General features: G+C 49.5%; 30 protein-coding genes. All 30 read left to right on the forward strand.

The annotated features are described in order from the left end of the window. Positions 1-9 precede the first annotated feature (9 nt). Positions 10-4293, forward strand: coding sequence for a DNA-directed RNA polymerase subunit beta' (gene rpoC / locus ROJ03_RS00115; RefSeq protein WP_313724941.1), 4284 nt, complete (start codon positions 10-12; stop codon positions 4291-4293). Positions 4294-4462: 169 nt separating this feature from the next. Beyond that, a complete protein-coding gene (rpsL, locus tag ROJ03_RS00120; protein ID WP_313724942.1) occupies positions 4463-4837 on the forward strand; it encodes a 30S ribosomal protein S12 in 375 nt (124 codons plus the stop codon). 15 nt (positions 4838-4852) lie between these two features. Continuing rightward, positions 4853-5323, forward strand: coding sequence for a 30S ribosomal protein S7 (rpsG, locus tag ROJ03_RS00125; RefSeq protein WP_313724943.1), 471 nt, complete (start codon positions 4853-4855; stop codon positions 5321-5323). Positions 5324-5721: 398 nt separating this feature from the next. Beyond that, positions 5722-6912 carry an elongation factor Tu gene (gene tuf, locus ROJ03_RS00130; RefSeq protein ID WP_313724944.1) on the forward strand — a complete coding sequence of 397 codons (1191 nt, stop codon included), beginning with the start codon at positions 5722-5724 and terminating at the stop codon, positions 6910-6912. A gap of 65 nt (positions 6913-6977) precedes the next feature. Continuing rightward, complete coding sequence (gene rpsJ / locus ROJ03_RS00135; protein ID WP_313724945.1) at positions 6978-7286, forward strand: 30S ribosomal protein S10; 309 nt, start codon at positions 6978-6980, stop codon at positions 7284-7286. 17 nt (positions 7287-7303) lie between these two features. Further along, a complete protein-coding gene (rplC, locus tag ROJ03_RS00140) occupies positions 7304-7924 on the forward strand; it encodes a 50S ribosomal protein L3 (protein ID WP_313724946.1) in 621 nt (206 codons plus the stop codon). Positions 7925-7936: 12 nt separating this feature from the next. Beyond that, positions 7937-8566 carry a 50S ribosomal protein L4 gene (gene rplD / locus ROJ03_RS00145; protein WP_313724947.1) on the forward strand — a complete coding sequence of 210 codons (630 nt, stop codon included), beginning with the start codon at positions 7937-7939 and terminating at the stop codon, positions 8564-8566. Positions 8567-8577: 11 nt separating this feature from the next. Continuing rightward, positions 8578-8880, forward strand: a complete 303-nt coding sequence (gene rplW / locus ROJ03_RS00150; RefSeq protein ID WP_313724948.1) for a 50S ribosomal protein L23 — start codon at positions 8578-8580, stop codon at positions 8878-8880. A gap of 15 nt (positions 8881-8895) precedes the next feature. Then, on the forward strand, positions 8896-9720 hold the full coding sequence (gene rplB, locus ROJ03_RS00155) for a 50S ribosomal protein L2 (RefSeq protein WP_313724949.1): 825 nt from the start codon (positions 8896-8898) through the stop codon (positions 9718-9720). Positions 9721-9729: 9 nt separating this feature from the next. Beyond that, complete coding sequence (rpsS, locus tag ROJ03_RS00160; RefSeq protein ID WP_313724950.1) at positions 9730-10005, forward strand: 30S ribosomal protein S19; 276 nt, start codon at positions 9730-9732, stop codon at positions 10003-10005. Between the two features lie 17 nt (positions 10006-10022). Then, complete coding sequence (gene rplV / locus ROJ03_RS00165) at positions 10023-10385, forward strand: 50S ribosomal protein L22 (RefSeq protein ID WP_313724951.1); 363 nt, start codon at positions 10023-10025, stop codon at positions 10383-10385. Further along, positions 10386-11093, forward strand: coding sequence for a 30S ribosomal protein S3 (gene rpsC / locus ROJ03_RS00170; RefSeq protein ID WP_313724952.1), 708 nt, complete (start codon positions 10386-10388; stop codon positions 11091-11093). It abuts the gene before it with no gap. 6 nt (positions 11094-11099) lie between these two features. Beyond that, positions 11100-11516: a 50S ribosomal protein L16 gene (gene rplP, locus ROJ03_RS00175; protein WP_313724953.1), complete on the forward strand. Its 417-nt coding sequence runs from the start codon at positions 11100-11102 to the stop codon at positions 11514-11516. Between the two features lie 4 nt (positions 11517-11520). Beyond that, entirely contained in the window at positions 11521-11727 is a 207-nt protein-coding gene (rpmC, locus tag ROJ03_RS00180; RefSeq protein ID WP_313724954.1) for a 50S ribosomal protein L29, read from the forward strand. 15 nt (positions 11728-11742) lie between these two features. After that, on the forward strand, positions 11743-11994 hold the full coding sequence (rpsQ, locus tag ROJ03_RS00185) for a 30S ribosomal protein S17 (protein WP_313724955.1): 252 nt from the start codon (positions 11743-11745) through the stop codon (positions 11992-11994). A gap of 14 nt (positions 11995-12008) precedes the next feature. Continuing rightward, the gene (gene rplN / locus ROJ03_RS00190) at positions 12009-12374 is read left to right on the forward strand and encodes a 50S ribosomal protein L14 (RefSeq protein WP_313724956.1); all 366 of its coding nucleotides are present in this window, start codon (positions 12009-12011) and stop codon (positions 12372-12374) included. A gap of 12 nt (positions 12375-12386) precedes the next feature. Then, the gene (rplX, locus tag ROJ03_RS00195) at positions 12387-12692 is read left to right on the forward strand and encodes a 50S ribosomal protein L24 (protein ID WP_313724957.1); all 306 of its coding nucleotides are present in this window, start codon (positions 12387-12389) and stop codon (positions 12690-12692) included. Then, positions 12692-13243 carry a 50S ribosomal protein L5 gene (rplE, locus tag ROJ03_RS00200; RefSeq protein ID WP_313724958.1) on the forward strand — a complete coding sequence of 184 codons (552 nt, stop codon included), beginning with the start codon at positions 12692-12694 and terminating at the stop codon, positions 13241-13243. The genes rplX and rplE overlap by 1 nt, the downstream gene beginning before the upstream one ends. Before the next feature lie 13 nt (positions 13244-13256). Then, positions 13257-13442, forward strand: a complete 186-nt coding sequence (locus ROJ03_RS00205; protein ID WP_313724959.1) for a type Z 30S ribosomal protein S14 — start codon at positions 13257-13259, stop codon at positions 13440-13442. A gap of 9 nt (positions 13443-13451) precedes the next feature. Then, on the forward strand, positions 13452-13850 hold the full coding sequence (gene rpsH, locus ROJ03_RS00210; protein ID WP_313724960.1) for a 30S ribosomal protein S8: 399 nt from the start codon (positions 13452-13454) through the stop codon (positions 13848-13850). Between the two features lie 11 nt (positions 13851-13861). Continuing rightward, entirely contained in the window at positions 13862-14407 is a 546-nt protein-coding gene (gene rplF, locus ROJ03_RS00215; RefSeq protein ID WP_313724961.1) for a 50S ribosomal protein L6, read from the forward strand. Between the two features lie 16 nt (positions 14408-14423). Then, a complete protein-coding gene (rplR, locus tag ROJ03_RS00220) occupies positions 14424-14783 on the forward strand; it encodes a 50S ribosomal protein L18 (RefSeq protein WP_313724962.1) in 360 nt (119 codons plus the stop codon). 9 nt (positions 14784-14792) lie between these two features. Next, on the forward strand, positions 14793-15305 hold the full coding sequence (rpsE, locus tag ROJ03_RS00225) for a 30S ribosomal protein S5 (protein WP_313724963.1): 513 nt from the start codon (positions 14793-14795) through the stop codon (positions 15303-15305). 4 nt (positions 15306-15309) lie between these two features. Continuing rightward, positions 15310-15498 carry a 50S ribosomal protein L30 gene (gene rpmD / locus ROJ03_RS00230; protein ID WP_313724964.1) on the forward strand — a complete coding sequence of 63 codons (189 nt, stop codon included), beginning with the start codon at positions 15310-15312 and terminating at the stop codon, positions 15496-15498. Position 15499: 1 nt separating this feature from the next. Continuing rightward, complete coding sequence (gene rplO, locus ROJ03_RS00235) at positions 15500-15931, forward strand: 50S ribosomal protein L15 (RefSeq protein ID WP_313724965.1); 432 nt, start codon at positions 15500-15502, stop codon at positions 15929-15931. 14 nt (positions 15932-15945) lie between these two features. Continuing rightward, positions 15946-17262 carry a preprotein translocase subunit SecY gene (gene secY / locus ROJ03_RS00240; RefSeq protein WP_313724966.1) on the forward strand — a complete coding sequence of 439 codons (1317 nt, stop codon included), beginning with the start codon at positions 15946-15948 and terminating at the stop codon, positions 17260-17262. 16 nt (positions 17263-17278) lie between these two features. After that, positions 17279-17392 (forward strand): 50S ribosomal protein L36, encoded by a 114-nt coding sequence (gene rpmJ / locus ROJ03_RS00245; protein ID WP_198890382.1) that lies wholly within the window; start codon positions 17279-17281, stop codon positions 17390-17392. Between the two features lie 53 nt (positions 17393-17445). Continuing rightward, a complete protein-coding gene (gene rpsM / locus ROJ03_RS00250) occupies positions 17446-17811 on the forward strand; it encodes a 30S ribosomal protein S13 (protein WP_313724967.1) in 366 nt (121 codons plus the stop codon). Positions 17812-17825: 14 nt separating this feature from the next. Continuing rightward, a complete protein-coding gene (gene rpsK, locus ROJ03_RS00255; RefSeq protein ID WP_313724968.1) occupies positions 17826-18203 on the forward strand; it encodes a 30S ribosomal protein S11 in 378 nt (125 codons plus the stop codon). 18 nt (positions 18204-18221) lie between these two features. Then, on the forward strand, positions 18222-18863 hold the full coding sequence (rpsD, locus tag ROJ03_RS00260; protein ID WP_313724969.1) for a 30S ribosomal protein S4: 642 nt from the start codon (positions 18222-18224) through the stop codon (positions 18861-18863). The last annotated feature ends 6 nt before the right edge of the window (positions 18864-18869 follow it).

The following is an 18869-nucleotide window of genomic DNA, read 5'->3' on the forward strand; positions in this document are numbered from 1 at the left end:
GAAGTACGGATGAAGGAAATTCAGGATTTCGATAGCATCATGATAAAGCTGGCTTCGCCGGAACAGATCAGGGATTGGTCTTACGGCGAGGTAAAGAAGCCCGAGACCATTAACTACCGAACACTCCGGCCCGAGAGGGATGGTCTGTTTTGTGAGAAGATCTTCGGTACCACCAAGGAGTGGGAGTGCTATTGCGGAAAGTTCAAGTCTATCCGCTATAAGGGGGTAATCTGCGACCGCTGTGGTGTTGAAGTAACCAACACCAAGGTTCGTCGTGAGCGCATGGGTCATATCACCCTTGCAGCCCCTGTCTCCCACATCTGGTATTACCGCTCGGTACCTTCCAGAATGAGCATGTTGCTGGATATTACCCGCAACTCCCTGCAGAGTGTCCTCTACTATGAAAAGTATGTGGTCATCAACGCAGGGGATACCAGCCTCAAGCCAAAGCAGCTGCTGAGCGAAGAGGAGTACTGGGAAGCCCGCGAACAGTACGGCGACTCATTTGAAGCCGGAATGGGCGCGGAAGCTGTGCGCAAGCTATTGATCAACCTCGACCTTGAGGAACTCTCCCGCGACCTTCGCGAGCAGATGCGTCTCAAGGCTGACAAGGCTGACAAGCGCCTGCTCAAGAGAATTGAGGTCTGTGAGAACTTCCGCGACAGTGGCAACAAGCCCGAGTGGATGATCCTCACCGTCATTCCTGTCATCCCACCAGATCTGCGACCAATGGTCCAGCTCGATGGAGGAAGGTTTGCAACCAGTGACCTCAACGACCTCTACCGTCGTTGCATCAACAGAAACAACCGTCTCGACCGTTTGGTGAAACTCAATGCACCCGATATCATTATCCGTAATGAGAAGAGGATGCTCCAGGAGGCAGTTGATGCCTTGTTTGACAACTCCAAGCGCAAGCGCGTAGTCAAGGGTGCCTCCAACAGGCCTCTGAAGAGCCTCTCTGACATGCTTAAGGGCAAGCAGGGGCGTTTCAGGCAGAACCTGCTGGGCAAGCGTGTCGACTACTCAGGTCGTTCGGTAATCGTCGTAGGGCCCGAATTGAGGATGCACCAGTGCGGTCTTCCTTCCAAGATGGCTCTCGAACTCTATAAGCCCTTCATCATGAAGAAGCTGGTCCAGGATGGCGTGGTCTACAACATCAAGAAGGCGAAGAGCCTTGTTGAGGAAGAGACCGATGCAGTATGGTCCATCCTTGATGATGTCGTACGGGAACACCCAGTGCTCCTGAACCGTGCACCTACGCTTCACCGCCTTGGTATCCAGGCCTTTGATCCTGTACTGGTGGACGGTAAGGCTATCAAGCTGCACCCCCTGGTGTGTCATGCATACAATGCTGACTTCGACGGGGACCAGATGGCTGTTCACGTACCCTTGACCCACGCCGCTCAGCTAGAGTGTTGGACACTGATGCTTTCAGTGACCAACCTGCTCGACCCTGCCAACGGCAAGCCGATCGTATATCCCTCACAGGACATGGTGCTTGGCATCAACTACCTGACCAGGGAGATGCCCGGTGCAAAGGGTGAGGGCAACTACTATGACAACCTTGGCGAAATTGAGATGGCAATCGACGTGAATGCCCTCTCATACAATGCCAAGATCAGATACAAGCTCGAGGATGGTACCAAGATTGAGACCACCCCTGGGCGTGTCATCTTCAATGCTGTCCTTCCGAAGGGCGTTCCTTACCAGAACACCTGTCTTGGTGACAAGGAGCTGAAGAACCTGATCGGGGATACCCTGAAGGTCAAGGCCAACTCCTTGGCTGTCGAGATGCTTGACTCCATCAAGGATGTCGGGTTCAAGTATGCTACTATCTTCGGTGCAACCATTGGGCTTTCTGATATGATTGTCCCTGTTGCAAAGGATGCGATGGTTGCCAAGGCAAACGCCGAGCAGCAACGGATTCTCGACCAGTACCGCCAGGGCCATATAACCCAGGAAGAGCGGTACAACAGGGTCATCGAAGTCTGGACACAGACCAATGATCAGCTCACCGATGAGCTGATGGCGGAACTGAAGAACAGCCAGGGCGGGTTCAACCCACTCTTCCTCATGGCCGACAGTGGTGCTCGAGGATCGAAGACCCAGATCAGGCAGCTCGGTGGTATGCGTGGTTTGATGGCAAAGCCCTCTGGCGACGTCATCGAATTCCCCATCAAGTCAAACTTTAAGGAAGGCTTGTCCATCATCGAGTTCTTCATCTCGACAAACGGTGCCCGTAAGGGACTTTCCGATACTGCATTGAAGACCGCTGAGGCAGGGTATCTGACCCGCCGTCTGGTTGATATCAGCCAGGACGTTGTCGTCAACGAGGATGACTGCCATACCATCAACGGGATCTGGCGTACGGCTATCAAGGATGGTGACGAGATTGTTGAAGGACTTGCAGACCGCATTGTAGGCCGCTGTCCTGTTGAGGACATTCTCCATCCATTTACCCGTGAGGTCCTTGCCGAGGCGAACGTGGAGATTACCGAACAGGTTGCACAGGCAATTGAGGACTCCGGACTTGAGAAAGTCCTGCTCAGGACTGTATTGACCTGTGAGGCCAAGCATGGTGTCTGTCGCAAGTGCTACGGACGTAACCTTGCCACCAACCGCAGTGTCGTCATTGGTGAGGCTGTCGGTATCATTGCCGCACAGTCCATCGGACAGCCCGGTACCCAGCTTACGATGCGTACATTCCACGTTGGAGGAACTGCATCTACGAGCTCTGAGGAGAGCAAGCTTACCTTTGGCTATCCTGTTGTCCTTGGTTCCATCACAGGTTCACGTGTCATCCGTGCATCCGACTCGGTAAAGGTATTCACCCGTAAGGGACACATCGAATACTTCCGTGTCAACGCCGAGATTCGCCGTGACGAGTATGATGAGCTTCTCGTTGAAGATGGCTCGATCGTAGGAAAGGGAACCCCCATCTTCAAGAAGAAGGGTAAGGCTGTCCTCTCAAGGGAGAACGGTTCGGTAATGGTCATCGACGATCACCTGTACCTGGTCGGTCACTCCACCAGTCAGGTCGTCAAGACCGGTTCCGAGCTCCTGGTTGAGTCCGGTCAGTTTGTTGATGCCCATGTCCCGATCGTTACCTTTGACCCGTTCAGTGAGCCTGTAATTGCTGAAGAGGGTGGTTACACCTCCTTCATCGACATCAAGCTTGGAACTACCTTGCATGAAGAGGTAAATGAAGAGACTGGTAACATCGAGAAGAAGATTACCGAGCATAGCCTTGAGTCCCTGCAGCCCCGCATTGAGATTACCAGCGAGGAACATGGAAAGGGCGATACGCTTGCTGTCTATCTGCTTCCTGGTGGATCCTATCTCCAGGTAAATGACAACGTGAAGGTCGAAAAGGGCCATATCCTCGCCAAGTTGCTCAAGGAAGGAACAAAGACGAAGGATATCACCGGCGGTCTTCCCCGAGTTGGAGAGCTTTTTGAGGCTCGCAGACCAAAGAACAGTGCCTTCCTGGCACAGGTTTCAGGTCAGGTCAGCTTCGGCCCGATCGTCAAGGGCAAGCGTTCCATCCTGGTAACCGACCCGTACGGACATGAGTACAAGCACATGGTTCCCATGGGCAAGAACCTCTTGGTACGTGATGGTGACTCAGTGGAGGCTGCAGAGCCTTTGTGTGATGGTTCGGTCGATCCACACGATGTGTTGGATATCCTTGGTGAGAATGAGCTTCAGTCCTTCCTGGTCGATGAGGTCCAGGAGGTGTACCGGATGCAGGGTGTACAGATCAACGATAAGCACCTTGGCGTCATCGTAAGGCAGATGCTCAGGAAGATTGAGGTCGTGCATGTAGGCGACACCAATCTGATCCATGGACAGCAGGTTGACAAGTATCGTTTCCTTGAAGAGAACGAACGGGTCACCAATGAGGGTGGAGAGCCAGCTGTGGCACGCCCCCTGCTCCTTGGTATCACCAGGGCATCGCTGAGCATTGACTCATTCATCTCCGCTGCCTCCTTCCAGGAGACTACGAAGGTCTTGACAAATGCGGCTATTGCTGGTAGTAAAGATGAGTTGCGCGGTTTGAAAGAAAACGTAATTATTGGTCATTTGATTCCTGCTGGTACCGGTATGAAAAAGTATCGTGATATCAAGCTGAAGGACGAGGAGCTGCTGGTGCTGCAACAGAAAGTTGATGCAGTCAAGGAAGCAAGGCGTCAGGAAATGATCGATGACGATGATTTCGACGTGGAAGATCTCGGAGACATGAAATCCGTGGGTGATATCGATGATATGGACGAAGGCTCCGACGAAGAATAGGTCTTGCGCCTGTTGGCGTAACCGACTTTGACGTCCTTCGTTATGAAACATATTGTCGTGTCCATGCTGGAAACGGATTTTACATAGACGTGCTGCCCGTTGGGTGGCACAGGTCCCTGCTTTAGTGAGAGGTGGTGGATCAGAAAAGAATAAGGAGTGTATCGATAAGATGCCTACTATTAATCAGCTGATCAGAAAGGGAAGGAAGAGCGTTGCCAACAAGACAAAGTCTCCTGCCCTTGCCGGTTGTCCCCAGAAGCGCGGTGTTTGCACTAGGGTCATGACCGTTACTCCGAAGAAGCCAAACTCTGCCCTTCGTAAGGTTGCACGTGTGCGCCTTTCCAATGGCATTGAAGTAACTGCTTACATTCCCGGTATCGGGCACAACCTGCAGGAGCACTCTGTTGTGCTGCTCCGCGGTGGAAGGGTAAAAGACCTTCCTGGTGTCCGCTATCACATTGTCCGTGGTGCTAAAGACACCTTGGGTGTAGCAGATCGCAAGAGAAGCCGTTCCAAGTACGGCGCGAAAAAGCCTAAGGCTTGATGAGGGAGTAAAACTATGTCTAGAAGAACAACTGCTCCCGTCAGGGAAGTTTTGCCAGATCCAGTCTACGGTAGCGTAGTGGTCGAGAAGTTTATCCGCCGCATGATGGAGGACGGAAAGAAGTCCATCAGCACGAGGATCATCTACCAGGCCATGGCCACCATGGGTGAGAAGTCAGGCGAGAAGCCTTTGGATGTTTTCATGAAAGGTCTTGAGAACGTCAAGCCGGTCGTTGAGGTAAAGAGCCGCCGTGTCGGTGGTGCTACCTACCAGGTTCCTGTGGAAATCCGCGATAACCGTCGTGAGGCCTTGGCCATGCGTTGGATCATCGCTGCTGCCCGCAAGAGAAACGGCCACAGCATGAGCGAAAAGCTTGGTGCTGAGTTCCTCGATGCATTTGCCCAGACTGGTGCTGCCTTCAAAAAGAAGGAAGATACACACAGGATGGCAGAAGCCAACAAGGCTTTCAGTCACTACCGCTGGTAGTCCTGTATTGCCCATAAAACCGGTTGCTGGTAATAAGGCGGCCGGTTTTTGTTTATATTAATGGAATTAGGCATAATTGCTTGACACAAAAACACCTTTTCGCATATAGTGCAAAAGGTGTCCGTATTTAGGCATGCCTAGCGGTACTATGAAGAGCCAAACCGATTATTGGAATACAATGATAAGGTGGTTTTCAGGAAGTAAGAAGTTTTTTTTGAACTTATACTATGTCGACCGGATGGGTTCTCCCATGCCTGCCGACCTCTGGAATCCTCTTTAGCAATTTGTTTCCACAAAATTAGTTTGTCTCAACAGAAATGGTAAAGGCTTTGTGCCTTTATGAGCACATATTAATTTTTTGATTGTGACAGTTAATAGAACGTCACAAGGAGGAAATGATGGCAAAAGAGAAATTTCAGAGGACGAAGCCACACGTAAACGTAGGCACCATCGGCCACGTCGACCATGGTAAGACCACACTTACTGCAGCAATTACCATGCATTGTGCTAAGTTGTTTGGCGATAAGGCACTTGCTTATGATGCAATTGACAACGCCCCTGAAGAAAAAGAGCGCGGTATCACAATCAACACCAGACACGTTGAATACCAGTCCACCAACAGGCACTACGCTCACGTAGACTGCCCGGGACACGCTGACTACATCAAGAACATGATTACCGGTGCTGCCCAGATGGACGGTGCAATTATCGTTGTTGCCGCCACCGACGGTGCAATGGCCCAGACCAAGGAGCACTTGCTGCTCGCTCGTCAGGTCGGTGTTCCTTGCATTATCGTCTTCATCAACAAGTGTGACCAGGTAGATGATCCTGAACTCATTGACCTTGTTGAGGAAGAGATGCGCGACCTGCTCACCGCTCAGGGTTTTGATGGTGCAAACACACCAATCATTCGCGGTTCTGCCTATGAAGCAATGAACCACCCAGACGATCCCGAAAAGACCAAGTGCCTCGATGAGCTGCTTGCAGCTATGGACAGCTTCATTCCTCTTCCGGCTCGTGCAGTTGACCTGCCCTTCCTGATGCCGATTGAAGACGTGTTCTCCATCTCTGGCCGTGGTACTGTAGTAACTGGTCGTATTGAGCGCGGTATCGTCAAGATCAACGATCCTGTAACCATCATCGGTATCAAGGACAACAGGGAAACCGTTGTAACTGGTATTGAAATGTTCAACAAGCTCCTCGACGAAGGTCAGGCTGGTGACAACATTGGTGCACTGCTCCGTGGTGTTGACAAGAAAGACGTTGTGCGCGGCCAGGTTCTGGCAAAGCCAAAGTCCATTCTTCCTCACTCCAAGTTCCTTGGTACTGTCTATGTACTGAGCAAGGAAGAGGGTGGTCGTCACTCCCCATTCTTCGGTGGTTATCGCCCACAGTTCTATTTCAGAACCACAGATATCACCGGTACTGTAAACCTTCCTGAAGGCAAGCAGATGGTTCTCCCCGGGGATCACACCGATATCATCGTAGAACTCATTCACCCTGTCGCCATGGACAAGGGACTCCGCTTCGCTATTCGTGAAGGTGGTAGGACCGTTGCTTCTGGTCAGGTTACCGAGCTCGTACAGTAAGGTTTGTTGCGAATGTCTTGCCACCATCAAAGAGATGCTGGCAAGACCCGTTTTTTGGAGGAATTATGGCTAAAGAAAGAATTCGGGTAAGGTTGAGAGGCTTTGATATTGAGCTTGTAGAACAGAGCTCAAAAGCAATTGTAGAAACTGTTGTCAGGGCTGGCGCCACTGTGTCAGGTCCTGTCCCTCTCCCGACTCGTGTCAATAAGTACACTGTCCTGAGATCGCCCTTTGTCAATAAAACATCTCGCGAACAGTTCGAGATGAGAACCCACAAAAGGTTAATTGACATTTTGGATCCTACATCAAAAGTCATGGATGCCCTCATGAAGCTTGAGCTCCCTGCCGGTGTGGATGTAGAGATTAAACAGTAAGAGAGTTGAGGTAAGAGATGTTAGGGCTTATCGGCAAAAAAGTTGGAATGACACAGGTGTTTGATGCGCAAGGCAGGCTGACACCCGTGACGGTTATAAAAATTGAGGGCAATGTTGTTGTCGCAGAGCGGACTGAAGACAAGAACGGCTATGAAGCCGCGGTTCTTGGTTCTGTCGACAAGAAAAAAAGCACTGTCACCAAGCCGTATGCTGGTCAGTTCACAGATATCTGTGAACCGAAGCAGAATGTAATAGAGTTCCGTAATTTCGATAAAGAGGTTACGGTCGGCGAAGTGTTGGGCGTGGATATATTTAAGGACACCACTTTTGTGGATGTCACTGGGACTACCAAAGGTAAAGGTTTTGCCGGCGGTATGAAGCGTCATAACTTTCAGGGTGGACGTGCATCCCACGGTTCGAAGTTTCACCGAGATATCGGTGGTACAGCAATGTCATCAACTCCTGGCCGCACCTTCAAGGGCCACCGTATGGCTGGCCATATGGGTAACGAGAGGATGACCGTGCAGAATCTGAAGGTCGTACGGGTCGATGAAGAGATGCAGGTCCTTATGGTAAGGGGAGCGATCCCTGGTCCCGCCCAGAGTGTCGTCATCGTCAAGAAAGCGATAAAGAAGTAGGGGCGAGATAATATGGAAACCAAAGTCTTTTCTATCGACGGCAAGGAAGTCAGGACCATCGAGTTGAACGACAATGTCTTCAACCGCGAAGTCAGTGATGGATGTATCTATCATGCCGTTAACAATGAGCTTGCAAACCGCCGCGTCGGTACTGCATGCACAAAGGGTCGAGCTGAAGTTCACTACAGCAACGCCAAACCTTATAAGCAGAAGGGAACGGGTAATGCTCGAGCCGGTGACAAGAAGTCCCCGATTTGGGTTGGTGGTGGTACGATTTTCGGACCTAAGCCCCGCGACTATAGCTATGTGCTTCCCAAGAAGGTGAAGCGCCTTGCTATGAAGAGCCTTCTCTCACTGGGAATCCTGGAGGATCGACTTGTTGTTGTTGAGGATTTTACCACAGAGTCTGGCAAGACCAGGGATCTGAGTGCAATCATCAAGAATTTTGTGCAAGACGAGACCAGAACGATCCTTATCCTTAAGGATGATGATGTAATGATGCGCCGTGCTGCGAAAAATATTCCGTACCTACGCGTCCTTTCCTACAATAGACTTTCCGCTAAGGAACTTCTGTATGGAAGAAAGGTCTTGGTTCTGGAAACCGCCGCCAAGAATCTTAACGAATTCTACGGCGATAAATAGGGGGACCAGATATGAGAGCAGACCAGTTAATCATTGAACCCATCCTGAGTGAGAAATCAAACATCGCTCGTGAAGGTGAGACAAAGAAGTACACATTCAAGGTCCATATGGACAGCAACAAGTTTATGATCATGGCAGCCATCAAAGAGCTGTTTGATGTTGAACCTGTTAAATGTAATGTGATGATCGTAAAAGGCAAGCCTAAGTATTCACGCGGTAAGGGTGGTAGCATCCTTGGTAACACCGGTGACTGGAAGAAGGCTGTCGTAACCCTGGCCAAGGGTGATACCATCCAGGCCATCGAAGGCGTATAAGGAGAACTTGGAATTATGGCTCTAAAAACTTACAAGCCAAATACTCCCGGCCTTCGCCAGAAGACCACATTGGTCTTCAGCGAGCTGACTGCCAGCAAGCCCGAGAAATCACTTACTACCAGTTTGAACAAGAAAGCTGGACGTGATAGTCATGGGCGCATCAGCGTTCGCCGTAGAGGCGGTGGCCACAAGCGTGCTTATCGTATTATTGACTTTAAGCGCGACAAATATGGTATTCCCGGTATTGTCAAAACCATCGAATACGATCCAAACCGCAGCGCAAATATCGCATTGGTGTTCTATGCTGATGGCGAGAAGCGCTACATGATCGCTCCAAAGGGACTGACTGTTGGCACCTCGGTGCTTTCCGGTCCTGAAGTACCCATTGCAAGCGGCAATGCTCTTCCCCTGAAGAACGTTCCTCTTGGGTTGAGCGTACACAACGTTGAACTTACTCTTGGCCGTGGCGGACAGCTTGTTCGTTCAGCAGGTCTTGGCGCTACTGTTGTTGCGAAGGAAGGCGACTATGTTACCCTCCGACTCCCTTCAGGCGAAATGCGCATGGTATTTGGGGAATGCTACGCTACCCTCGGGCAGCTTGGTAACGAAGATCACATGAATGTCAGTCTTGGTAAGGCTGGTGCTAGTCGCCACCTTGGAAGAAGGCCTAAGGTACGAGGTGTTGCAATGAACCCTGTCGATCACCCACATGGTGGTGGTGAAGGTAAGACTGCAGCCGGACGTAACCCTGTAACCCCATGGGGTAAGCCGACTAAGGGTGGAAAGACCCGCTCCAAGAAGAAGCCTTCTGGTGCATTCATAGTAAAGAAACGGAAGTAGGAGTAGAAAGTGGCTAGATCAATCAAAAAAGGTCCTTTTATTGAGAAAAAACTTTATAAGAGGATTCAGGAGTCTCTCAAGACTAATCAGAAGCAGATGATCAAGACTTATTCCCGCTGTTCCACGATCATCCCTGAAATGGTAGGGTTCACCATTTCCGTGTATAACGGAAAGACATGGATTCCTGTATATGTGACTGAAAACCTGGTAGGGCATAAGCTCGGCGAGTTCTCCCCAACCAGAATTTTCCGCGGTCATACAGCTTCCGACAAAAAGGTCGGCTAAACGAGATGGGTACAATGATGGAAGATAAAAAAGGTTATTCAGCAACTGCAAAGTATCTGATGGTATCACCTTCAAAGGTTCGCCCCGTAGCTAATCTTGTTCGGAATAAGTCTTGTGCGGAAGCATTTGCAATCCTTGAAGCCATGCCCCAGAAAGGTTCTGGCCTGATACTCAAAGTTTTGCAATCCGCTTGTGCAAATGCACTTGATCAGAACAAGAAGCTCGATGAAGAGAACCTTGTGATCAAGGAATTGCAAGTTAACGAGGGTCCGAGGCTCAAGAGAGTCTGGCCGAGATCCCATGGGAGACGGGATATTCTCCTCAAGAGGATGTCACACATTACCGTCGTCGTTGACGAAAAAGCAAGCGTGAGGGAATAAATGGGCCAGAAAGTTAATCCGATCGGACTCCGTCTTGGAGTCAACAAGACCTGGAAATCCAAGTGGTATGTGGATCCCAGGGAGTATGCGGACACACTGCATGAAGATCTGAAGCTGAGAAAGGCTTTGATCGAATGCCCTGAAGTCCAGGGTGCTGAGATTTCGGATGTGGAAATCATCCGGAAGCCACAGCGCATTACTATCGTGATCACAACCAGCCGCCCTGGCATCATTATTGGTAGCAAGGGTGCAAACGTTGAGAAGCTCGGGACCAGACTCCAGAAGCTTACCAACAAGAAGGTTCAGATCAAGATCAAGGAGATCAAGAAACCTGAGGCCGATGCCCAGCTGATCGCCGCCAACGTTGCCAAGCAGCTTGTATCTCGCGGATCCTTCCGCAGAGCTATGAAGATGGCTGTTACCAAGGCAATGCAGAGTGGTGCACAGGGTGTCAAGATCAGATGTTCTGGTCGTATCGGTGGCGCTGAGATCGCTCGCTCCGAGTGGGTCAAGGAAGGTCGTGTACCTCTCCATACCCTCCGAAGCGATATTGATTATGGATTCACGACTGCGAACACTTCCTTCGGCGCCATTGGCGTTAAGGTTTGGGTATTCAATGGCGAGATCTATGATCGTTCAGTCAAAGAAGATGCTGGTGGACTTGTAAGGAAACCCGTTAAGTCCGAAGGCATTGAGACAAGGAGTTAGTAGGCCATGCTTAGTCCAAAGAGAGTAAAGTATAGAAAGAAGCAGCGTGGAACCACTGATGGTGTAGCACACCGTGGCATAACAATCGCGTTTGGTGATTTTGCTTTGTTGGCCCTTGAGCCCAAGTGGATCACAAACCGCCAGATTGAAGCCGCTCGTATTGCCATGACCCGTCACATTAAGCGTGGTGGTAAGGTCTGGATCAGGATTTTCCCTGACATGCCCTATACCAAGAAGCCCGCTGAAACAAGACAGGGTAAAGGTAAGGGTGCACCGGAAGGTTGGGTTGCCGTTGTCAAGACAGGTGCCGTCATGTTTGAGATGGGCGGTGTAGATGAGGCGTTGGCTCGTGAGGCTCTTACCCTTGCAGCTTCAAAACTCCCGATCAAGACGAAATTCGTTGTCAGAAGGGAAGTGGAGTGAGATTATGAAAAATTCATACAAAGATTTGACCCTTGACGAACTGGTTGCAAAAAAGGAAGCCCTTCATAAGGAGCATCTCAACCTTCGCATGGGAAGAGTACTCGGACATGTAGAAAATCCGCTTGCTGTTCGTACGATCAGGAGGAACATCGCTCGCGTGAACACCCTCATCCACGAATATGCCCTCGGAATTCGGAAAGCGGCTAACTAAGGGAGCGCGATTTAGATGGAAGCTAATAAGAAAAGTTTTACTGGACAGGTGGTCAGCGACAAGATGGAAAAGACTATCGTCGTATCCATTGCAACAAGAAGGCTGCACCCACTGTACAAGAAGTATGTGACTACCACTAAAAAGGTTAAGGCACATGATGAAAACAACGAGGCCAATATCGGTGATACAGTACGTGTTACCGAATGCCGCCACATCAGCAAAGACAAGTGCTGGCGTCTCGTTCAGATTGTCGAGCGTGCTCGGTAAACAGGAGAGACGTTATGGTACAGATGCAGAGTTATTTGAATGTTGCGGACAATAGTGGAGCCAAGAAGGTACAGTGTATTAAGGTTCTTGGTGGTAGTCACCGTTATGTTGCCGGAGTCGGTGACATCATCGTGGTTGCTGTTAAGCAGTCACTGCCCAATGGGTCCATTAAGAAGGGTGACGTCATGAAAGCCGTCATTGTTCGGACAAAGAAGGAATACCGCAGACCTGACGGTACCTATATCAGGTTCGATGATAACGCATGTGTTATTATCGATGCCAACAATAACCCGCGCGGCAAGCGTATCTTCGGACCAGTAGCAAGAGAGCTCAGAGAGCGCTACATGAAGATCGTTTCACTCGCGCCGGAAGTGTTGTAGGAGTGTGTGCACATGAAGCTTAAGAAGAACGACACCGTAAAGATTCTTGCTGGAAAAGACAAAGGTAAGACTGGTAAGATCGTAAAGGTAGACCGTGAAAGTGAGAGGGTCGTCGTCCAGGGTGCAAACATGGTCAAAAAAACCATGAAGAAGAAAAACCCCCAGGATAAGGGCGGCATCATGGAAATTGAGGCACCGATCCATGTATCCAATTTGGCATTCGTCACCTCAAAAGGCGTTGCAACCAGGATCGGTTACAAGTTCGATGAGAACGGTAACAAAGTCCGCTTTGCTAAAAAAACCGGGGAAGTGATCTAATGGAAAAGTTCATACCTAATTTCAAGACAAAATATCTTGAGAGTGTAGCCCCGGCTCTTTTTACCGAACTTGGCTATACCTCAACAATGCAGGTACCTACCCTGGAGAAGATCGTCGTCAGCGTTGGCGTCGGTGAAGCAATTGTAAACAAGAAGCTTCTCGATGCTTCCGTCAAGGAACTCGAGCAAATCACCGGTCAGCATGTGCTGAAGACCAAGGCCAGAAAGTCCATCGCTAACTTTAAGGTTCGTGAAGGGCAGGAAATTGGAGCCATGGTCACTCTCCGCGGTGATAACATGTGGATCTTCCTGGAAAGGCTGGTCAGCATTGCTCTTCCCCGTGTCAAGGACTTTAAAGGTGTTAAGGCTAACGCTTTTGATGGACATGGAAACTACTCCCTCGGAATTACCGAGCAGATTATTTTCCCTGAAATTGACTTCGACAAGATCGAGCGTGTCAGCGGCTTGAATATTGCCATTGTGACGACCGCTAAGTCCGATGAAGAAGGCTTTGCCCTGCTACAGAAGCTTGGCATGCCCTTCAGCAAATAAGGGGTAGAGACAGATGGCAAAAAAATCAATGATCGTTAAGGCAAACAGAGTGCCTAAGTTCAGTTCCCGGCAAGTCAACCGCTGCAGAATTTGCGGCAGACCCCGTGGCTATATGCGCCAGTTCGAGATGTGCAGGATCTGCTTCCGCAAATTGGCTAGTGAAGGCCAGATTCCTGGTGTTACCAAATCTAGTTGGTAGGAGAGAAAAATGGCTGTAAGTGATCCAGTTGCTGATATGCTGACAAAAATCAGAAATGCTAGCCTAGCTAAGCATGAGAAAGTAGATATTTCCACTTCAAAGATGAAGCTTCAGATTGTGAAGATTCTGAAAAATGAAGGGTACGTCAAGAATTTCAAGAAAGTAACCAAAGATGGAATCTCTTTCATCCGCGTCTTCTTGAAGTATGACGACAATCAGAGTCCTGTACTCCATGGCATTACACGTGTGTCTACTCCCGGTCGCCGGGTGTATACCGGTTATCGTGACATGCCCCGTGTGTACAACGGACATGGCGTCGTAGTAGTCTCCACTTCTACAGGTATCATTACCGGTAAGAAGGCTACTGAGAATAAGGTCGGTGGCGAACTGATCTGCACGATATGGTAAGGTGGTAAAGAATGTCCAGAATTGGAAAATTGCCAATCGTAGTACCTGCAGGGGTTAAAGTTGCCGTTGCCGATGGTGTTGTCATGGTTGAAGGTCCTAAGGGGAAACTCAGTTGCTCCTATAGGCCTGAGGTTGTGATTGATAACAAGGGTACCCAAATAACGGTTGCCCCTGTGGATGCATCCAAGGCAGCCAATAGCTATCAGGGCTTGTACCGACAGCTGGTCAGCAACATGGTTATTGGGGTTTCCAAAGGTTACTCCAAGACTTTGATCATCAACGGTGTTGGATATCGAGCCGAACTGAAAGGCAAGGCTCTGACACTCAACCTCGGGTATTCTACTTTGATCGAATTTGTGGTTCCTGAAGGGATTACGGCCACTCTTGATGGACCTACCAAGGTTACAATCAGTGGAATCGATAAGCAACTTGTTGGTCAGACTTGTGCTGAAATCCGCTCACTGCGTGGTCCAGAACCATACAAGGGCAAGGGAATTCGGTATGATAATGAAGTAATCCGTCGTAAAGCCGGCAAGTCCGCTTCTGCAAAGAAATAGTGGGTAGGTAATAGAGATGAATAGAGTTATCGATAAGAGAAGAAAGCTTGCACGTCGTAAGCACCATATTCGAAAGAGAATCACCGGTACTGTTAGCAGGCCGAGGATGAGTGTGTTTCGCAGCAACACCCACATGTATGTTCAGGTCATTGACGATGTAGCTGGTGCAACCTTGATTGCAGCTAGCACTGTTGAAAGTGAACTGAAAGGCTTGAAAAACAATGTTGAAGATGCAGCAAAGCTTGGTGAACTCATTGGAAAGAGAATGCTTGAGAAGAATATTGACACTTGTGTATTCGATCGTAACGGCTACCTTTTCCACGGGATCGTCAAGAGCATTGCAGACGGCGCCCGCAAAGCCGGCGTAAAGTTCTAGGGGGAAACTGTGGAAAGATCTAGAGTAAGAGATAAAGACAAGAGCGATGGTTATGTTGAAAAACTGATCAAGCTGAACCGTGTCGCCAAAGTAGTTAAGGGTGGTAGAAGGTTCTCTTTCTCAGCCCTGGTTGTTGTTGGCGATCAGAAAGGCAAGGTTGGGTATGGCTTTGGTAAGGCAAATGATGTAACCGAAGCTATCCGAAAGGCTGTCGATCGTGCCAAGGTAAACATGATTGCAATTCCTATGAAGAGGACTTCAATTCCTCACGAAATCGTAGGCAATTTCAAGAGTGCAAGCGTCCTTTTCCGCCCCGCAGTTCCTGGTACCGGTGTTATCGCCGGCGGTCCTGTGCGTGCAATCTGTGAAGCTTGTGGTATTACTGACATCCTGAGCAAGTCCCTCGGTTCCAAGAACTCAATCAACACCGTTAAGGCCGCTTTTGATGGACTCGAGCATCTTTTTGATGCAAAGAGCATAGCAAAGAACAGGGGCAAATCCCTGAGCGAGATGTGGGGTTAAGACGATGGCTGATGTAAAGAAGATCAAAGTTACCCTAGTGAAGAGTGTTGCAAGTACCCTTCCTGTACAGCGCAAAACTGTTAAGGCTCTTGGGCTTGGCAAGATTTCTAGCTCGGTGGTACACGATGCCACACCCTCCACACTTGGGATGGTTCGTGTCGTATCACACCTTGTGAAAGTCGAGGAGATGTAAGATGGGTCAGATTAAAGCACCAATTGGTGCTACTACCAAGAAGACTATCGTAGGTCGCGGAAACGCCTCTAAGGGTCGCTCCTGTGGTAGAGGTCATGATGGGCAGAACTCCCGTTCAGGTGGTGGTGTCCGTCTTGGTTTTGAAGGTGGGCAGAACCCTTTGTATCGCCGTGTCGCGCGCAGAGGTTTCTCTAATAGTAAGTTCAAACAGGAGTATGCAGTTGTATCCCTCGATGTTCTTTCCGCCAACTTCGAAGATGGTGATGTGGTTACCCTTGATGCCCTTAAGGACATCGGTGTGGTGAAAGGTCATGATGTTCAGGCGAAAATCCTGAGCAATGGTGAGCTTTCCAAAAAGGTGATCATTGATGGATTGAAGGTTTCCGCAAGCGCAATCGAAAAGATTACTGCTGCGGGTGGCGAAATCAGATAACAAAGAAGGGCTCTATGGCAAACTCCTTAGTTGAGATGTATAGAATTAAGGATCTTCGGAAGAAGATATTCATTACCCTGGGCCTGCTGATCGCCAGCAGGGTCGGGACAGTGATACCCATTCCAGGGATTGATCCTCAAGTTCTGAAACTGTATTTTCTTTCACAGAGTAATAGTTCCAACATCGGACTCACAGAGTATTTGAACTTTTTCTCCGGCGGCGCTTTTTCCAACTTCTCCTTGTTTATGCTTGGTGTCATGCCCTATATCAGCACGCAGATCATTCTGCAGCTGTTGATGCTGGTCATGCCTTCGCTGAAGAAGTTGGCTCAGGATCCGTCAGGCCATAAGAAGATCCAGCAGTATACCAGATATGGTACGATCCTCGTATGTCTGATTCAGTCATATGTGATCACCATTTATGCAAACTCCATCCCAGGAGTGATGACCATCGGTAAGGTTCCCTTTACCCTGATGGCCATGCTTACGGTTACCGCAGGTTCCATGCTTTTGATTTGGCTCGGCAACAAGATCACCCAGTGGGGTATCGGAAACGGTATCAGCCTGTTGATCTTCGCCGGTATTGTGGCAAGAATCCCCTCGGCAATGTCAACCCTGTTCAAGAATGTCTCCGCAGGCGTCCTGAACCCGATTGTAGTCCTTGTGGTTTTTGTTATGTTTATTGTGGTCGTGGCGCTTGTCGTCTATGAAGAGCAGGGTGTGAGAAAGATTCCCGTGAACTACGCTAAGCGTGTGGTAGGCCGAAAGATGTATGGTGCCCAGAGTACCTATATCCCCTTCAAGGTCAACCCCTCAGGCGTTATTCCTGTAATCTTTGCTTCTGCATTGCTCTCATTCCCGCTGCAGATTGCGACTACGTTGGGACCAGAGGTAAGGTGGCTTGCTGCCTTTTCCAATTGGCTTAATCCACAGGGTGCCCCCTATCTGTTTATCTACACCCTGTTGATCATAGCGTTTGCTTTCTTCTATACCCAGGTGTCTTTGAACCCGGTTGAGATGGCCAAGCAGATTCGTGAGAATGGTGGTTCCGTACCTGGTGTCCGGTCCGAAAAGCTGGAAGAGTACCTGACAAGGGTTCTCAACCGCATAGTTCTCCCTGGCTCTGTTTTCTTGGCTTTCATCGCCCTGATCCCTACGCTGGTACAGAAGTTCTTTAACTTCCCTTCGTCGGTTGCTATGTTGTTCGGTGGAACGTCCCTCCTGATCTTGGTAGGCGTTGACCTGGACACCATGAGACAGATAGAAGGTGTTATGAAAATGCACCACTACGATGGGTTCAGTGTGGGTAGCAAGAAGTCAAAACACATTTAGGCTTAGGAGCTAGAACATGAAAGTAAGAGCAAGTGTCAAACCGATTTGTGACAAGTGCAAAGTAGTCAGACGGAATGGGGTTGTCCGCATCATATGTGAAAATCCCAAGCACAAGCAGAGACAGAGATAACAGGGTTCGGCGCAAGCCTTCCAACTCTATAAGAGAAATTCAGGAGGCCATGAATGGCGAGAATTGCAGGTGTAGATTTGCCGAACAAGGCAGCTAAAATTGCCTTGACCTATATTTACGGTATCGGCAGGGTTTCAGCGGTTGATATTTGCGAAAAGACGAGCATCAACCCTGATACGAACATCAACACCCTTTCCAATGATGACCTTGCGTTACTTCGTAAGGTCATTGAGGAAGAGTACAAGGTTGAGGGACGTCTGAGAACAGAAGTCGCTCTAAATATTAAGCGCCTTATGGACATTGGTTGCTACCGCGGCCTTCGTCATCGTAAGGGTCTTCCCGTACGCGGTCAGAGGACTAAGACCAATGCCCGTACTCGCAAGGGTAAGAAGAAGACCGTTGCGTCTAAGAAGAAATAAGGAGCAGGTAATAAATGGCTAAAACTAAACGTAAAGTGAAGAAAACGGTATATGAAGGAAACGTCTATATTCAGGCGACTTTCAATAATACCATTGTCACTGTTACCGATCTGAATGGTAATGCAGTGTCCTGGGCCAGCGCAGGCGGCCTTGGATTCCGTGGAGCCAAGAAGTCCACTCCTTATGCAGCACAGACCACCGCTGAGAAAGCAGCCAAGGCTGCTATGGATTCCGGACTTCAGGAAGTGAACGTGTTTGTGAAGGGGCCCGGTGTCGGACGTGAGAGTGCTATTCGTACTTTGGGCGTTCTTGGGTTGAAGGTCCGGTCTATCCGTGACGTTACACCCATCCCGCACAATGGATGCAGACCTCGTAAGAGTAGACGAGTCTGATGAGGAGCTAGAGGACAAATGGCAAGATACACAGGACCTAAATGCAGATATTGTAGGGCCGAGAGGACTAAGTTGTTCCTTAAGGGCGAAAGATGTCATTCCGGCAAATGTCCGATGAATGATCCCAAAGCTACTGGACTTCCTGGAAAGGACCCCCGGGCCCGTGCCAAGAAACCAACCAACTATGGTCTTCAGCTTCGTGAGAAGCAGAAGCTCAAGAGAACTTATTGCATGCTTGAGAAACAGTTCAAGCTGACCTTTGACGAAGCTGTCAGAATCCCTGGAAAGACTGGTGAAAACCTCATCATGTTGCTTGAGTGCAGACTTGACAACGTGGTATTCCGCTTGCATTTCGCAAGCAGTCGTAGCCAGGCCGCCCAGCTCATTAACCATGGACACGTTCTGGTAAATGGCAAGCGCGTTGACATCCCTTCCTACCGCCTGAAGCCCAGTGACGTTGTCTCTGTAGGCCCACACGGACAGAAGATGCTTACGATTAAGGAAAATCTGAAGGAATACACCAAGTCCGGAGTCTACCAGTGGTTGACCTTGGATGCGGATGCCATGAAGGGTACCTTCGTAGCTGTTCCCAGAAGAAGTGAAGTCACCGAACTCGAAAAGATTAACGAGCAGCTGGTGGTCGAGTTGTATTCCAGATAAGGAGTA

The sequence above is a fragment of the Sphaerochaeta sp. PS genome (assembly GCF_032144095.1).
GTDB lineage: Bacteria > Spirochaetota > Spirochaetia > Sphaerochaetales > Sphaerochaetaceae > Sphaerochaeta.

Coding starts and splice junctions, on each gene's coding strand:
- rpoC (WP_313724941.1), top strand. CDS start 10: ATGAAGGAAATTCAGGATTTCGATAGCATCATGATAAAGCTGGCTTCG.
- rpsL (WP_313724942.1), top strand. CDS start 4,463: ATGCCTACTATTAATCAGCTGATCAGAAAGGGAAGGAAGAGCGTTGCC.
- rpsG (WP_313724943.1), top strand. CDS start 4,853: ATGTCTAGAAGAACAACTGCTCCCGTCAGGGAAGTTTTGCCAGATCCA.
- tuf (WP_313724944.1), top strand. CDS start 5,722: ATGGCAAAAGAGAAATTTCAGAGGACGAAGCCACACGTAAACGTAGGC.
- rpsJ (WP_313724945.1), top strand. CDS start 6,978: ATGGCTAAAGAAAGAATTCGGGTAAGGTTGAGAGGCTTTGATATTGAG.
- rplC (WP_313724946.1), top strand. CDS start 7,304: ATGTTAGGGCTTATCGGCAAAAAAGTTGGAATGACACAGGTGTTTGAT.
- rplD (WP_313724947.1), top strand. CDS start 7,937: ATGGAAACCAAAGTCTTTTCTATCGACGGCAAGGAAGTCAGGACCATC.
- rplW (WP_313724948.1), top strand. CDS start 8,578: ATGAGAGCAGACCAGTTAATCATTGAACCCATCCTGAGTGAGAAATCA.
- rplB (WP_313724949.1), top strand. CDS start 8,896: ATGGCTCTAAAAACTTACAAGCCAAATACTCCCGGCCTTCGCCAGAAG.
- rplV (WP_313724951.1), top strand. CDS start 10,023: ATGGAAGATAAAAAAGGTTATTCAGCAACTGCAAAGTATCTGATGGTA.
- rpsC (WP_313724952.1), top strand. CDS start 10,386: ATGGGCCAGAAAGTTAATCCGATCGGACTCCGTCTTGGAGTCAACAAG.
- rplP (WP_313724953.1), top strand. CDS start 11,100: ATGCTTAGTCCAAAGAGAGTAAAGTATAGAAAGAAGCAGCGTGGAACC.
- rpmC (WP_313724954.1), top strand. CDS start 11,521: ATGAAAAATTCATACAAAGATTTGACCCTTGACGAACTGGTTGCAAAA.
- rpsQ (WP_313724955.1), top strand. CDS start 11,743: ATGGAAGCTAATAAGAAAAGTTTTACTGGACAGGTGGTCAGCGACAAG.
- rplN (WP_313724956.1), top strand. CDS start 12,009: ATGGTACAGATGCAGAGTTATTTGAATGTTGCGGACAATAGTGGAGCC.
- rplX (WP_313724957.1), top strand. CDS start 12,387: ATGAAGCTTAAGAAGAACGACACCGTAAAGATTCTTGCTGGAAAAGAC.
- rplE (WP_313724958.1), top strand. CDS start 12,692: ATGGAAAAGTTCATACCTAATTTCAAGACAAAATATCTTGAGAGTGTA.
- ROJ03_RS00205 (WP_313724959.1), top strand. CDS start 13,257: ATGGCAAAAAAATCAATGATCGTTAAGGCAAACAGAGTGCCTAAGTTC.
- rpsH (WP_313724960.1), top strand. CDS start 13,452: ATGGCTGTAAGTGATCCAGTTGCTGATATGCTGACAAAAATCAGAAAT.
- rplF (WP_313724961.1), top strand. CDS start 13,862: ATGTCCAGAATTGGAAAATTGCCAATCGTAGTACCTGCAGGGGTTAAA.
- rplR (WP_313724962.1), top strand. CDS start 14,424: ATGAATAGAGTTATCGATAAGAGAAGAAAGCTTGCACGTCGTAAGCAC.
- rpmD (WP_313724964.1), top strand. CDS start 15,310: ATGGCTGATGTAAAGAAGATCAAAGTTACCCTAGTGAAGAGTGTTGCA.
- rplO (WP_313724965.1), top strand. CDS start 15,500: ATGGGTCAGATTAAAGCACCAATTGGTGCTACTACCAAGAAGACTATC.
- secY (WP_313724966.1), top strand. CDS start 15,946: ATGGCAAACTCCTTAGTTGAGATGTATAGAATTAAGGATCTTCGGAAG.
- rpmJ (WP_198890382.1), top strand. CDS start 17,279: ATGAAAGTAAGAGCAAGTGTCAAACCGATTTGTGACAAGTGCAAAGTA.
- rpsM (WP_313724967.1), top strand. CDS start 17,446: ATGGCGAGAATTGCAGGTGTAGATTTGCCGAACAAGGCAGCTAAAATT.
- rpsK (WP_313724968.1), top strand. CDS start 17,826: ATGGCTAAAACTAAACGTAAAGTGAAGAAAACGGTATATGAAGGAAAC.
- rpsD (WP_313724969.1), top strand. CDS start 18,222: ATGGCAAGATACACAGGACCTAAATGCAGATATTGTAGGGCCGAGAGG.